Annotated in this window: 18 protein-coding genes; 6 read left to right on the top strand and 12 right to left on the bottom strand. The window is 40.7% G+C overall.

Going from position 1 to position 13,504, the window contains the following annotated elements; genetic code table 11:
* Nucleotides 1–59 precede the first annotated feature (59 nt).
* The 3 genes from ACFOWS_RS00995 (at nucleotide 60) to murI (ending at nucleotide 2,318) form a co-directional block, all read left to right on the top strand.
* The gene (locus ACFOWS_RS00995; RefSeq protein ID WP_379762065.1) at nucleotides 60–893 is read left to right on the top strand and encodes an OmpH family outer membrane protein; all 834 of its coding nucleotides are present in this window, start codon (nucleotides 60–62) and stop codon (nucleotides 891–893) included.
* A gap of 44 nt (nucleotides 894–937) precedes the next feature.
* Nucleotides 938–1,447 carry an OmpH family outer membrane protein gene (locus tag ACFOWS_RS00990; protein WP_379762064.1) on the top strand — a complete coding sequence of 170 codons (510 nt, stop codon included), beginning with the start codon at nucleotides 938–940 and terminating at the stop codon, nucleotides 1,445–1,447.
* Between the two features lie 91 nt (nucleotides 1,448–1,538).
* Complete coding sequence (gene murI / locus ACFOWS_RS00985) at nucleotides 1,539–2,318, top strand: glutamate racemase (RefSeq protein WP_379762063.1); 780 nt, start codon at nucleotides 1,539–1,541, stop codon at nucleotides 2,316–2,318.
* A gap of 3 nt (nucleotides 2,319–2,321) precedes the next feature.
* Here murI and ACFOWS_RS00980 read toward each other — a convergent pair whose 3' ends face one another.
* Nucleotides 2,322–2,813, bottom strand: a complete 492-nt coding sequence (locus ACFOWS_RS00980; RefSeq protein WP_379762062.1) for a dihydrofolate reductase — start codon at nucleotides 2,811–2,813, stop codon at nucleotides 2,322–2,324.
* Nucleotides 2,810–3,202, bottom strand: coding sequence for a 2TM domain-containing protein (locus ACFOWS_RS00975; RefSeq protein WP_366584854.1), 393 nt, complete (start codon nucleotides 3,200–3,202; stop codon nucleotides 2,810–2,812). Before ACFOWS_RS00975 ends, ACFOWS_RS00980 begins: the two co-directional genes overlap by 4 nt.
* A gap of 54 nt (nucleotides 3,203–3,256) precedes the next feature.
* On the opposite strand from ACFOWS_RS00975, the gene ACFOWS_RS00970 reads away from it, so the two are divergent.
* Nucleotides 3,257–4,351, top strand: a complete 1,095-nt coding sequence (locus tag ACFOWS_RS00970) for an aminotransferase class V-fold PLP-dependent enzyme (protein WP_379762061.1) — start codon at nucleotides 3,257–3,259, stop codon at nucleotides 4,349–4,351.
* Nucleotides 4,352–4,491: 140 nt separating this feature from the next.
* Nucleotides 4,492–4,788 carry an isoamylase early set domain-containing protein gene (locus ACFOWS_RS00965; RefSeq protein WP_366584850.1) on the top strand — a complete coding sequence of 99 codons (297 nt, stop codon included), beginning with the start codon at nucleotides 4,492–4,494 and terminating at the stop codon, nucleotides 4,786–4,788.
* Nucleotides 4,789–4,837: 49 nt separating this feature from the next.
* Here the strand turns inward: ACFOWS_RS00965 and ACFOWS_RS00960 are convergent, their stop codons facing one another.
* The 5 genes from ACFOWS_RS00960 to ACFOWS_RS00940 all read right to left on the bottom strand — a co-directional run bounded on the left by ACFOWS_RS00960 (nucleotide 4,838) and on the right by ACFOWS_RS00940 (nucleotide 8,813).
* A complete protein-coding gene (locus ACFOWS_RS00960) occupies nucleotides 4,838–5,806 on the bottom strand; it encodes an L-histidine N(alpha)-methyltransferase (protein ID WP_379762060.1) in 969 nt (322 codons plus the stop codon).
* Nucleotides 5,807–5,822: 16 nt separating this feature from the next.
* The gene (egtB, locus tag ACFOWS_RS00955; protein WP_379762059.1) at nucleotides 5,823–6,983 is read right to left on the bottom strand and encodes an ergothioneine biosynthesis protein EgtB; all 1,161 of its coding nucleotides are present in this window, start codon (nucleotides 6,981–6,983) and stop codon (nucleotides 5,823–5,825) included.
* Nucleotides 6,984–7,076: 93 nt separating this feature from the next.
* Nucleotides 7,077–7,940 (bottom strand): DUF5694 domain-containing protein, encoded by an 864-nt coding sequence (locus tag ACFOWS_RS00950; protein ID WP_379762058.1) that lies wholly within the window; start codon nucleotides 7,938–7,940, stop codon nucleotides 7,077–7,079.
* 60 nt (nucleotides 7,941–8,000) lie between these two features.
* Entirely contained in the window at nucleotides 8,001–8,363 is a 363-nt protein-coding gene (locus ACFOWS_RS00945; RefSeq protein ID WP_379762057.1) for a DUF2200 domain-containing protein, read from the bottom strand.
* A gap of 21 nt (nucleotides 8,364–8,384) precedes the next feature.
* Nucleotides 8,385–8,813: a Dabb family protein gene (locus tag ACFOWS_RS00940; RefSeq protein ID WP_379762056.1), complete on the bottom strand. Its 429-nt coding sequence runs from the start codon at nucleotides 8,811–8,813 to the stop codon at nucleotides 8,385–8,387.
* Between the two features lie 96 nt (nucleotides 8,814–8,909).
* On the opposite strand from ACFOWS_RS00940, the gene ACFOWS_RS00935 reads away from it, so the two are divergent.
* Nucleotides 8,910–9,113, top strand: a complete 204-nt coding sequence (locus tag ACFOWS_RS00935; RefSeq protein WP_379762054.1) for a hypothetical protein — start codon at nucleotides 8,910–8,912, stop codon at nucleotides 9,111–9,113.
* Between the two features lie 18 nt (nucleotides 9,114–9,131).
* Here ACFOWS_RS00935 and ACFOWS_RS00930 read toward each other — a convergent pair whose 3' ends face one another.
* From ACFOWS_RS00930 to ACFOWS_RS00910, 5 genes are all read right to left on the bottom strand, one after another.
* Nucleotides 9,132–10,091 carry a Fic family protein gene (locus ACFOWS_RS00930; protein ID WP_449267387.1) on the bottom strand — a complete coding sequence of 320 codons (960 nt, stop codon included), beginning with the start codon at nucleotides 10,089–10,091 and terminating at the stop codon, nucleotides 9,132–9,134.
* Nucleotides 10,092–10,356: 265 nt separating this feature from the next.
* Complete coding sequence (locus tag ACFOWS_RS00925) at nucleotides 10,357–11,073, bottom strand: CPBP family intramembrane glutamic endopeptidase (protein WP_379762052.1); 717 nt, start codon at nucleotides 11,071–11,073, stop codon at nucleotides 10,357–10,359.
* 194 nt (nucleotides 11,074–11,267) lie between these two features.
* Complete coding sequence (locus ACFOWS_RS00920; RefSeq protein WP_379762051.1) at nucleotides 11,268–12,023, bottom strand: type 1 glutamine amidotransferase domain-containing protein; 756 nt, start codon at nucleotides 12,021–12,023, stop codon at nucleotides 11,268–11,270.
* Between the two features lie 197 nt (nucleotides 12,024–12,220).
* Nucleotides 12,221–12,715, bottom strand: coding sequence for a YybH family protein (locus ACFOWS_RS00915; RefSeq protein WP_379762050.1), 495 nt, complete (start codon nucleotides 12,713–12,715; stop codon nucleotides 12,221–12,223).
* 102 nt (nucleotides 12,716–12,817) lie between these two features.
* The gene (locus tag ACFOWS_RS00910; RefSeq protein WP_379762049.1) at nucleotides 12,818–13,495 is read right to left on the bottom strand and encodes a hypothetical protein; all 678 of its coding nucleotides are present in this window, start codon (nucleotides 13,493–13,495) and stop codon (nucleotides 12,818–12,820) included.
* Between the last annotated feature and the right edge of the window lie 9 nt (nucleotides 13,496–13,504).

The following is a 13,504-nucleotide window of genomic DNA, read 5'->3' as shown; positions in this document are numbered from 1 at the left end:
CTCATTTTAAATTAATTAGTTATTTTGGCACGATATTTTCTATGTAAAAAGCGGATAAGATGAATACCAAAGTTCTTTTGTCATTACTTGTTTTGATGACATCTTTTTATGGCTTTTCCCAACGGGGTGTACGCATAGGGTACGTGGATATGGAATATATTCTTGAAAATGTAGAGGAGTATAGAGATGCCACTGAACAGTTGGAAGCTAAGGCACAAAAGTGGAAGAAGGAGATTGAGTTGAAACAAAGCGTCATTGAGCAGATGAAAAAAGATCTAATGGCGGAAAAAGTGCTGCTGACTGATGAACTGATCACGGAGCGTGAAGAGGAGATTCAGATATTGGAGAAGGAAATGTTGGACTACCAGCAAGATCGCTTTGGACCAAAAGGTGATTTGGTGCTGCAGAAACAGCTGTTGATTCAGCCCATTCAAGACCAAGTATTCAACGAAGTCCAAAAAATTGGAGGCAATAAAAGATACGATTTTATTTTTGATAAATCGGCAGATGTTGTAATGTTGTACTCCGAAAAAAGGCACGATATCAGTGACTTGGTATTAAGGGAGATAGGACGTACACGAAAAATAAGCGCATCCAATCGAAAACAAGAAGAGCGTAACCGTTTGGAGCAGTTCATAGAAGAGGAAGAAGGTGAGGATGAAATCAGTGACGCACTAAGAGACAGACAAGAAAGAACAGATTCCATACAAGAGGCAAACGCCAAAGCTGTGGAAGACAGAAGAGCAGAACAATTAAGGCTAAGGGAAGAACGAAAGAAAGCCTACGAGGAACGAAGAAAAAAATTATTGGAAGAGCGCGAGGCCAAACGCAAAGCCAGATTGGAAGAGCGTGAAAATGCGCTAGAACAACAAAAGGATTCCATACAACAGTAAATAGTGGAGTACTAAATTTAACATCAAAATAGTAACTTAGAATCATGAAAAATGTAAAAAGAATCGCTGTGGCCCTTGTATTGTTTGTGGCGGCTACGGGTTTTGTAAATGCACAGAGCAAGGTTGCGCACGTGAATGTACAGCAGTTATTGTCTGAAATGCCGGAAATGAAGGCCGCGCAGGGCGAGTTGAAGAAATTACAGGAAACCTATAGAGCGGATATACAAAGCTCAATGAAGGAGCTTCAAAACAAATTGACCCAGTACCAAAATGAAGCTTCCTCTAAAACCAATGAGGAAAACGAGCAACGTGCCCAAGAGCTTCAAGGTTTTGAACAAAATATTCAGGAAGCAGAGCAAGCTGCCATGCAAGAACTGCAGAAGAAGCAACAAGAATTGTTCGCACCCATCTCTGAAAAGGCAAAAAATGCCATCGAAAAAGTAGCTGCAGCCCAAGGGTTCGATTACGTTATCGATGCAAGCCCAGGATTAAGCTTGATTGTGGCCAAAGGAAAAGACCTATTGCCAGCTGTTAAGCAGGAATTGGGCTTCTAAGAACAATATTTTACAAGAATACAGACCGCTTTTTCCAAAAAGAGAAAGCGGTTTTTTTGTTCCATAAAATTTTAAGTATCTATTTTTGGATATGCACAGACCCATTGGCATTTTCGATTCTGGAGTTGGGGGCACTTCCATCTGGAAGGAAATAAAAAAAATGTTGCCCCATGAAGATACCATCTATCTGGCGGACAGTGCCAATGCTCCCTACGGTGAAAAATCCAAAGAGGAAATCCTTCAACTTAGCATAAAGAACACCGAATTTTTATTGGAACAGAACTGCAAACTTATCGTAGTGGCCTGCAATACCGCCACCACCAATGCCATTGATTATCTCCGAGTCAATTACAACATTCCCTTTATTGGGATTGAACCCGCAATTAAACCTGCGGCCCTTCACACCAAAACCAAAAAAGTGGGGGTGTTGGCAACAAAGGGGACACTTTCCAGTAGTCTGTTCCACAATACCTCAAAACTCTTCGCAGAAGGCATAACCGTAGTTGAACAGGAGGGCAAAGGCTTAGTGGAACTGATAGAAACGGGGCAAACCAACTCTGTTGTGACACGGGGATTGTTACTCTCTTTTTTACGGCCCATGTTGGACCAAAACATAGATTGTTTGGTTCTAGGCTGTACCCATTATCCTTATCTCATTCCATTGCTGAAGGACATTCTGCCCGCGCACATTACCCTAATTGATTCAGGGGAAGCCGTTGCCCGGCAGACCAAAGCAATCCTTGAAAAAAACAATCTGTTGAATGCTACAAATCATAAGGGAAAAGCTATTTTTTACTCCAACAAGGGAATTGAAGTGCTCAGGAACTTGGTTGAAGATTCCGATGCCCATATAGCATATCTGGATTTCTAAACTTTACTTTTTTGTATAGGTGAGATAGGTGAAGCTGTACTTGTGTCGGTCATCCTTTGGGTGATGCTCCTCTTTGAGCAACTTCCAATTATTTGGATTGATTTCGGGAAAAAAGGTATCTGCTTCAAAAATACCATGTACCCGTGTGAGTTCCATATCGGTGGCCAAAGGCATGGCCTGTTTGTAGATTTCACCGCCGCCAATAATAAAGGCAGTTTCATTATTACCCACCAAATCAATGGCAGCTTCAATGGAATGTACCACCGTACTCTGGAATTTGGGCGTGTATTTTTTATCTCGGGTAATGACAATATGCTCCCTATTTGGCAATGGCTTGGGAAAGCTTTCCAGGGTTTTCCGGCCCATAATTATTTTATGGCCAGAAGTAAGGGTTTTAAAACGCTTAAAATCATCAGGAAGGTGCCAAACCAAGTCGTTGTCCTTGCCCAATGCATTGTTTTCCGAAGCAGCGGCTATAATGATCAGTCGCTTCACGAATCTTTTTTTTTATTGATTTTGGACAACGGAAAGTCAGTTTCAATTTCCTTTTGAATTTCAGCAATTCGCTTTTTCTGTTGTTCCACCAAACGTTCTCGTTGCCGTCGCTCCCAATCCTTGCCCATGAACTTATGGGTTACAAAAACATTGAATGTATGCAAGGTCAATAAAAAAGTCCAGAAAATAATCACCCAAATGGACCAATCATACGCTTCTCCGTACTTCAAAATCTTGTTGGCCAAGAGCAAAAACAAGCTCCCGATCAAAAATAGGACCACATGGGAGAACAAGCGTTTCTTCTGTTTTATTCGCTTTTGTGCTCTCTCCAGAAGCTCGTGCTGTTCAACGTTTATTTCTGTCTTTTTCTTTTTACCAAAGGACAACATGGAATGGCTATCTTTATCAACAAAGATAATTGAATTGTATCCAAATACTCAGCAATGCAGAACCTAAGAAAAAAGTTTCCCGTTCTAAACCAATGTATTTATGCCAATACGGCTTCTGCTGGTCTTTTAAGCGAAGACCTTATGGAATGGCGACAAGGGCATGACCTTGATTTTCTCATTGGGGGAAGTGAGATGAAGGCCAAAAGCTTTGCCCACATGCCCATAATCAAGAAAACCATAGGGAAGTTTTTTCATTGCAAACCCGAGAACGTGGCTTTGGTGCCCAATTTTAGTTTGGGGCTGAATTTGCTGCTTGAAGGACTCTCTGCCGATAAAAAAGTCCTATTGCTCCAAAACGATTACCCTTCGGTGAACTGGCCCTTCGAGACTCGAAATTTTAAGAGGGAGTATGCGGATATTGATGCACACATGGAAGAAAACATCCATGCAAAGGTGAAAACCGGAGATATTGATGTGTTGGCGTTGAGTGTGGTGCAATGGGTGAATGGGGTAAAAGTAAACCTTGATTTTATTAAAAAATTGAAGAAGGACTTTCCTAACCTATTGATCATTGGTGATGGTACCCAATTCTGTGGTACGGAGCCCTTCAACTTTGAAAAATCTGGGTTTGATATAATGGGGGCCAGTGCCTATAAATGGTTGTTGGGAGGTTACGGCAACGGATTTTACTTGGTGAAGGATGCCGTTATGGACCAATTTAAACTGAAAGGCATTGGTAACGGTTCTGTGGACAATGATCAGTCCAAACGAAACATCATTTCCTTTTGTAAGTATTTGGAGCCGGGTCATTTGGATTCCTTCAACTTTGGCAGCCTTGAATTCGCGCTCAATTTTTTGGATGAAATAGGTCAGGAAGATATTCAGGCGCATTTGCAAAAACTGTCCAACAAAGCTAAAACAGCACTCGGAGAACTGGGACTTTTGGACCAAAGCATATTGGACCGGGAGCAACATAGTACCATTTTCAATATAAAGGGAGACGAGAAATTGTTCAACAAGTTAACGGAAGAAAATGTAATCGCATCACCCCGAGGGGGAGGTGTGCGTCTAAGCTTTCATTTTTACAATACCGTTGAAGAAATCGATGTCATTACAACACTTTTAAAACGTTGGTTGTCAAAAAGATAATTGATAAAAAACAGAGAAGTAAATTGACAAAAGTAACCCAAAGGTTAGGGGCATTTTATCAATTTGATAAATCGAAGGTAACGAATTGTAAATAAGCAGTTTTATGTATTGCTTTGTACCGGAATTAAATTTTTAGTACCATGGCAATTAAGAAGCAATACCTAAAAAGCAAGCCTGTTTGCAAGGTAACATTCACTGTTCCTGCAGAAGAGGCTGACAAAGTTGCTGTAGTGGGTGATTTTAACAATTGGAACCCAAAAGGTAGCACTTTGAAGAAGTTGAAGAATGGAACTTTCAAAGGAACATTTGAACTTCCAAAAGAGAATTCGTACGAGTTTAGGTACATCATTGATGGTTCCTATACCAACGATGAGGAGGCAGATCGTTTTCAATGGAACGAGTACGCTGGAACTGAGAACGCTGTTCTGGAAGTATAACCTATAGAATCGTCATTGGAGCTCCCCAACTTCAATGGCGGTTTTTGTTTCATTTGGTGAAAACGTAATCCTTGTAGCTTTCCTCTTCGTCCGAAAAAGAGGTGGCTATCTCTAGCCCGGCCTCTCCGGCCAACCATTGTACCACGGCATCATCATATTTTTGTGAAATTTCGGTATGGATGGTCTCCCATCGTTTAAAAGGGACTTCCAAATCCAGACGTTCTATATAGGCCACTTGTTCTACTTTGGACACTAAATAACTTTTTGCTGTTCCAGTCTGTGGATCGTAGACCTCCCAATGCAAAAAATTGTCAAGATTAAAATCGCCTCCCATTTCTTTGTTGATGCGCGCCAAAATGTTTTTGTTGAAGGCTTCAGTGATTCCCGCTTTATCGTTGTAGGCATCCAAAATGGTTTGTGGATTCTTTTTTTGATCAAAACCCATAAAGATAAGGTCGTTTTTATTGATGACCTTCCGCATATTTTTGAGAAATTCCACCGCCTGCGGATGCAAGAGATTGCCAATGTTGGAGCCCAAGAACAAAATCACCTTTCGTCGCCCGTTGCTTTCCCCAATATCGCGGAGCGTATCAAAATAGGTGCCTTGCAATGGGTTGATGTCCACCTCGGGAAGCTCTTTGTGCAATGCTGTTTCCAGCTGATCTAGCGCATTCTGACTGATGTCGATGGGCCGATAATCAAACCGGATGTTTCTTTCCACCAAATGACGAATTAAAACTTTGGTTTTTTTACCGTCACCTGCTCCCAATTCAAACAGGCTAAAGGGTTCTCCATCCGATGCAAAAAGGTCAACAATGGCTGTTTTGTTCGTTTGCAGAATGTTGAACTCGCAATCGGTAAGATAATATTCCGGCATGGCCATGATGTCCTGAAAAAGCTTATCACCCACCTCGTCATAAAAATATTTGGAGGAGAGATATTTTGGAAAGGCGGTAAGCCCTTCATGGACTTCACGCTCAAATGCAGTGGCAAATGTGGTTGTGGTTTTTTGTGGCATAACAGTTAAGTCGGGATTATTTGGCTAACCTTAAACCAGTAAACTGCCAGCGTAGCTGCGGATGGAAAAAATTACGGTATGTAGGTCGCGTATGCTTTGCGGATGTGGCCACCGAATCCCCGCGCAACACTTTTTGACTGACCATGAATTTACCGTTGTACTCGCCGAGGGCACCATCGGGTTTTGTATAGTTGGGGTAGGGCAGATAAGCACTTTCTGTCCATTCCCAACGCTTGCCCCAGGGAAAGTAAGCTTGTGCTGCCTCCCATTCAAATTCCGTGGGTAATCGAAGCCCTTTCCATTGGGCATAGGCAAAGGCCTCATAGTATGAAATGTGGGTCACCGGAGTCTCTAAATCCACCTTTTGAAGTCCTTTTGCGGTATAATGCCACCATTGGCCTTCAATTTGGTGCCAGTATAGTGGGGCAGAAATGTGGTTTTGATTCACCCAATCCCAACCTTCCGCATGCCAAATATCAAAACGTTGATACCCACCAGCCTCAATAAATTCTATAAAATCGCCATTGGTGACGAGTTTGTTTGATATTTCATACGGTTGTAAATAGACTTTATGTCTTCCCAATTCATTGTCGTAGCAAAAATCATGGGTTGCGTGTCCAATTTCATAAACCCCTTCTTCCACGGTGACCCAATCCTGTTGGTGGGTCTCTTTCGGATGGTCCTCAAACGCATTGGAATAAGCAGGCAACAGTGGGTTATTGCCTAAAATATATTTGATGTCTGTGAGCAATAGCTCTTGATGTTGCTTTTCATGGTGTATGCCGATTTCCAAAACATCTTGGAGTTCTTTGCCCCGCGGCTCCGAAAAGAAGTCCTTGATGGCCTGGGTGACATAATTTCGATATTCATACACCTTTTTCACCGAAGGTCTTGATAGATTTCCACGATCTGAACGAACCATTCGCTTCCCTACGGTCTCATAATAACTGTTGAATACAAACGAGAAATCGGCATTGAACTCTTGGTAACCCTTCGCATGCGGTTTTAGGATAAATTCCTCAAAAAACCAAGTGGTGTGTCCTAAATGCCATTTGGGTGGACTCACATCCACAATGGGCTGTACCACATAGTCTTCAATTTCCAAGGGTTCGCAAATAGTTTCGGAATGTTTTCGGGTTTCCAAAAAGAAATCCAAAAGGGAATCGGTAAGGATCATGGCAAATTTTTACTTCCTTAAAGATACGGAAATAACAGCGGTTCCATTTAACGCAATCGTTATGCTTGTTTAACGTAAATGAACATTTGTGGGCTACTGGCCCATCACTTCTTGGAGTTCTACGGTATTCCAATTAGGGTTTTGGTCTATAAAATCCTTAATAAGGGCAATATGACTAGCTCCAAGGAGCAGCATAATTCGTTCATCTTGGTTGGTCATGCTTTTTTCCACCAATGACCACATAAAAAGATTTCGTCTGTACCATTCAGCGGTAAGATGAGCTCCCACAAAATTATCTTTGCCCCCAGTTTTTAAGGGGACTTGGGTATGAAATTCATTGCTTCTTTTTCGTAACTCTTCTGAATTGAGATAATAAGTAAGATCCATCAATGTACTTCCTTGTTTTATTTTACTGTTGAATCCTTCCGTAAAATAAGTGATGGTTTCTTCTATCTGCGACTGCAAATGGTCTTGTTTTGAATTCTCAATGACGGTCATCAAGCTGTCAAAGGGAAAATCAGTATGTTGATAATCCACAGCTTGCACCGATTTTAACCCTACTTTTTTGGCCACTCGAAATGCCAACTGGAAAATTTCATTTTTTGCGTAAAAATCCGAAAGGCTGTCATTGGTGAAATAAGTATCGTTTAGATAGAGTTGGTAAAGCGAATCCAATTCCTGTTGCTCGTCATAAGGCCATTCCACAAAAACTTGGTCTGGTTGGTAGGCCTTTATCTTTTCTGAAATCTGTTCCAATTCGGCCTGGGCACTTTCGTTTAAAATGTCAAAACTCTTGGTTTGGGCCACATCCGCACCGGGGTTGTGGTAATGAAAGGTGCCAATGAGCAAGGCTTGTTTGGTGTTCTGGGAACGTTGGGCTTCGGGTTGCTGGGTTTTTGGATTACAGCTAGCAAAAACAAGTGCTATTATCAGTGAAAATCGGATTTTTTTGATCATGGAAGGTGTTTTAGTCAAAGACCGATTCAGATGGGATATGTTACAGTGGAAAGGTTTTGGCTAAGACCGTAAGATTTTTTCCATTTTTCGGCCTTTGGCCAATTCATCTACCAATTTGTCCAAATAACGCACTTGTTGGGTCAATGGATTATCGATTTCTTCGATGCGATAGCCGCATATCACTCCTTTGATAAGATGGGCATTGGGATGCAGTTTTGCCTTTTCAAAGAAAACTTCAAAGGTGACGTTCTCATCTATCAAACTTTGGATGTTCTTTTCGGTAAAACCCGTCAACCATGTAATTACTTGGTGTAATTCTGCTTTGCTACGACCTTTCTTTTCCACTTTTGTTACATAATGGGGGTAAACCGAAGCAAAGGTCATATTTGCAATTCGCTGATGATGTTCTGGAGTGGCTTTCATGGGAAATAAGATTAAACATTTTTAGTTGGTCCAGTAGTCTACCACGAGCACATCGTCTACATGCGGACCAACCACCTCTCCAAACGCTTTGTGGTCTGGGTGAATGAGGTAGGCATCCCTATCCGCTTCACTGGTAAAGGTGAGGAAATAGCAATGTGTAAGGCCCTTGTTTAAATTTTCTGGGCTGTTGTTCAGGCCCCATTCGTAGCCTTTGATCTCTGAAATTTTGGATGGCAGTCCATTGAACGCCTCTTGCACTTGGGCAACATCTTCTTCGGTGGAGGTGTCCTTAAATTTGAATAGTACAACGTGTCGCAATAGGGGTTTGGTAACCGTTTCGGTCATTACTTCAGTTTTTTCCACAGCTTCTTCTTTTGTTGGTTCTTGGGTTTTATTGCCACAGCCAAACAGTAGTATTGTGGCTATAATGTGGAGGGCAAGGTTTTTCATAGTGGTGTGGTTTAGGTCACAAAAGGTAAGCTAAAAATGAATAGTGTCATAATTTGTTATGACGCTTAATCCCAAGAGCTCATTTACTTTTGGTGCATGGCACAAAAGGAAGATAGATTGAAAACATGTATCACAGACAGCTATGGCTCACCGGAAGAACTGGCCAAAATTTTGGACCTCGGCGTGGTGATGCTGTTCTATTTGGAAGAAGACACCTTTTCCCGTAGGGAAGTGCAAAGCGTGGTGGAGGCACTAAAAGGAATTGGGGAGTGGTTGCGAGAAACTACTAATGAATTATAGCTTTTGGTGTGCCCAGTATTAGTATTTGTCTATGGTGTAGTACGTTTTATTTTTTGTTCCATGTTTTTTAATGAGTTTTAATTCTGCTCCCTTTGCTAGATCTCTTGAAGCTGTCGCTGAGGATATATTCTTAAATGTAAGGAGGTAGTCTTTTCTGGTAAATGGGCTTTTGGATTTTGAAATGAAGTATTCCAACCGATCTCTTTGATTCATGGTTTTTTCCGAATGGCCTAATAAATCTGTGAGCGACAGGTCAATAATGTTCAACATGAACTCCAGAAAAGGCGTGGATTCACCCATTTTATCACTCTGCCCAAGACGGCGATAATATTCTTCTTGATTTTGACTGATTAGGGTTTCCAATGGTATAAATTCAAATAGGGGAAATTCATCCATTAAAATAAGTGTTTGCCATAGCCTGCCCATTCTTCCATTTCCATCAATAAAAGGGTGTATGAACTCTAATTCATAATGAAACACACAGCTTTTTATTAGTGTGAGTTCCTTTGGATCTTTTAAGTAGTTAAAAAGATCTTTCATCAGGAACGGTACATTTTCATGGGGGGGTGCCATATGTTCCAAATTTGTTCCTTTGGCAATTCCCACAGGTTGTTTTCGGTAAGACCCCGGCTCTGCAATAAGTCCTTTCATCAGTAACGTATGAGCTTCTAAAAATGATTTTTCAGTATGAAAATCAAACTCTTTTAAACTGTCATATACCCCAATGGCATTGATTACCTCATTAATGTCTTTGGAAGGACCAAGAACCTTTTTGTTCTCAATGAGAGCGGTTATTTGATCTTCTGTTAACGTATTGCCCTCTATTTTAAGCGAGTGGTGAATAGTTTTAACCTTGTTCTTTTTTCTTAGTTGAGGTGAAGGCTTATCCAGAAAGGAGGCATTTATTTGGCCTATTTTCTGGGAAATGGTAGCAACTAGCTCCAATAGTTTAGGAGTAATATGGTAAGGTGGCTTCACTTGATAGTATCATTTGATAGTATCAAAGGTAGTATTTTTATAGTTGTGCCTCTTTTTATAGGGTTACTTACACCTTTTCCCGTAGGGAAGTGCAAAGCGTAGTTGAGGCGCTAAAGGGGGTTGGGGAGTGGTTGAGGGAGTAACGGTTTGGCTATGGTTTCGTTACGGAATGGTACGCGAGTATCATTCCGCAGTAACCATAAATTTAGCAAAAAGGTTTGAAATTCCGATTAGGAATTTCAGCCGTAATGAACTATAGCCGTTGTTACCTGCTGGCTTTTTTATTTAATATTTTAATCATTCCAAATATTAGTCCTAATCCAATTAAAATAGCAGGAACAGTTATTGAATATTTATTTATTTCGTCAATATTTTCCATAAAAATAGGTGTCAGAAAATATGTTGTCAGATTATAAAGCAAGTGAGCAATAATACTCAAATAGATGTTACTTGTTTTAAGATAAATGAATGCGAATACAGCACCCGCAACAAACGCACTTAACATTCCAGTATCTGTATAAACATGTGCAATGGCAAAAATCAGAGCAGAAATCCAAATTGCTTTGTTTATCCCTAATACATTATTGATTTTCTGCGCTAATATTCTACGAAACAAAACTTCCTCAAAAATTGAAATTGATATTACAGTCAATAAAATCCGATTAAAATCAGCAGATTTTATAAATCGGGATAGTTCAATTCCAGCTAATTTTGTCGCAAGTACAGGAATTAAGTTGCTTACACTTATCAGTCCTAAAACTCCAATAACAACTCCAACGATTTGATTTGCTTTAAATGCTGAAATTTCCTTTTTAGGTAGCTTGCCTTTATCAATTCCGATTATTGACAATCCAGCTAATAGCATAATTCCTAAATGGCTTAAATGAGCTAACCAGAATTGCTGTATTTCAGATGTGAAATAGAAACCAACTAACAAGATTGTTGTAAAAAGTAATAAATTCAGGTAGAAGTTTTTCGTCATTCGGATTTGGTCGAGTTGGTTTTTTCAGCTTGCAGGTAACTTGTTTATATAGATATGTTTTACATCTATATACACCCCAATTAGGTGCTAAACGATGTTAAAGTATACCGCTTATTTCTACTGTTATTACACTTTTCTGCAAAGGGAAGTGCCATATAAAGCGGAGTGGTTGCGGTTGTTTCGTAGCCAAGCACTTAGTTTTTTTCAATTTCCCCAATCATTTCTTTAGCCACTAAAGTTGAAGAAGGCAGAAACATGGTCGTTACAATTCGCTGGTCAATGACCACATCATGTTTATCGGCCAAGTCATTTTTGGTCTGGAACAACGCTCCATTTTGTCGTAGTTGGTCTTCCAGCATAATAGGCAATAAGGTTCCTTCTGCGGCCCAGCTTTTGGTCACCTCCGTGGAATTCGGGAATCCGGTCAGTTTCACATCTTTTACCAGATACTCCCCATTGCTTAGCTTTACATTGGCAAAAGCCCCAGGACCATGTCCACAACCACCTACTACACCGCCATTTTCATAAATTTTGGCTATAAGTGGTAAGATAGCCTCATTTTTGGCCACATCAAATAAGGGTCCGTACCCACCCCCAATAAAAACAGCTTTATACTTTGTATGATTCACTTGGTCGGGCGTCAATGAATTTTCAACCTTGCCATTAAAATTTTCATACTTGATGGTATAACTACTGATGCCCATGGGATCCATGGAGAACGGTACTTTGCCACCCGTTGGCGAAACAAAATCCACTTCGTAGCCGTGGGAAACAAAAATATGGTAGGGGGGCGCCACTTCCCAAAGATTGTTCCCGGCAAAGTGTTTTTCGGGGTCGCCCATATCTTCCGTATTTGAAACAACAATCAGTATTTTTCCCTTTTCAGGATTGTTGTTGCCACACGATATAAAAATTAATATGGCCCATAAGGCCAAGAAACCTTTTTTCATTTTTTGATTGATTTTAGAGTAGGTCTCGCAACAGGGGGGAATGTTACATTTTTTCTAAATTAATGTCAACGATTATTGGTTTAAACTAGTAGCTACATTACTAAAAGTTTAGTGCTCCATTTTCCCACAGCTAAAACCAAAGCGAGGTCAGGCCATGGATATTCAAAATGTTTTCAAAGGTGGATTACCTTTTGCCGTCAAGGTTGATGATTTTGTAAAGTTTCAAATACTATTTTCCAAGAATCATCTTGTTGTCTTTTCCAATTAACAATATAGGTGCCCACATTTTTAATGGTATCTGAGCTTTCCTTATTGATGAATATTTCATTGAAGGTGTTATAGGAGATGGCCATATCTTCCGATGGTATGATGGTTGGCCTCCCCCTATGAATTAACTGTACATCGTATTTATCGTAGATTTGTTCCCATTGCGCTCTTAAGGAATCTTTGGTCAAATGTTGAATAGGTGAATCGGGATAAATTGCAGTATAGTTGTCCGCATAGAATTCAATCCAATCGTAATCAAATCTTTCATAAACCGCATAAAGGCTGTCAACTTGTTCTGTTATAAGTACTTTTAATTCTGAGTCGGAAGTTTTGGTTTTTGGCTCTGCTTCTTTACTCTTCTCGCAGCCATAGAGAACGGTAAACAAAAGGATTACTTGAAGTAAACGTGCATTTAAATTTTTCATATGGGTTGGTTTTGGTGATTTATTACATGCATGTTTGTTGTACATGTGAAATACAACAAATCATAAACTTGTACGATTTGGCTACTTTTCCAGAGGAAAAATTTATTCTTTTTCATCTGCCAAAGGCGAAATCATAATATGGGCTCGGTGTGTGCCAGGGTTCATGATCCACGGATGGTTTGGGCTTACAGGGTTTTCGGGCAGACCAGTGGATTCTGCCGTGGCAAAGGGCAAATAGACCACATAGCGGTATTTGGCGCCTTCCACTTTATGGGTTTCGGGATCATAGGTGTCCTTGGGACCATAATAGATGTGTAGCGTAGCACCCGGTTTTCCCATATCCAGTTTCCCAGATTTGGCCTCTTCTTCCCGAATATCAAAAATTTCGGGCCCTGTTTTTCCTTCGGCCCTCAGTTCGCGACCTCTTGCCATAAAAGGTTCCATGCTTTTGTGATAACAAGCCGCACTGAACCCTTGGTTATTGGGGTCATCGGCAAGCACTATAAACTCGTTGTTTCCTTCTTTGTAGGTCACAAATTCGCCTTCACTGTTGTAGCCGATAACGGTACACCCATCCCGACTGGCTGCTGGGGCGGCCATTAAAGAGGTGGCGATCAAGGCTTCTTCGGTGTCGATGGCTACGTAGTTTGTTTTTGTTGTGGTACTGTCCGTAACAGTTTCGGTTGCTGATGATGCATCGGTTTCTTTTTTGTTCTTGCCTGAAGAGTTGCAAGACACTAAAACCCCAGACAAAGCGATTGCGATGATGAGCTGTTTCATTTTCGTAGA

Source organism: Flagellimonas marina (assembly GCF_042651185.1).
GTDB classification, from domain to species: Bacteria; Bacteroidota; Bacteroidia; order Flavobacteriales; family Flavobacteriaceae; genus Flagellimonas; species Flagellimonas marina.
This window is presented reverse-complemented; position numbering and strand designations above follow the sequence as displayed.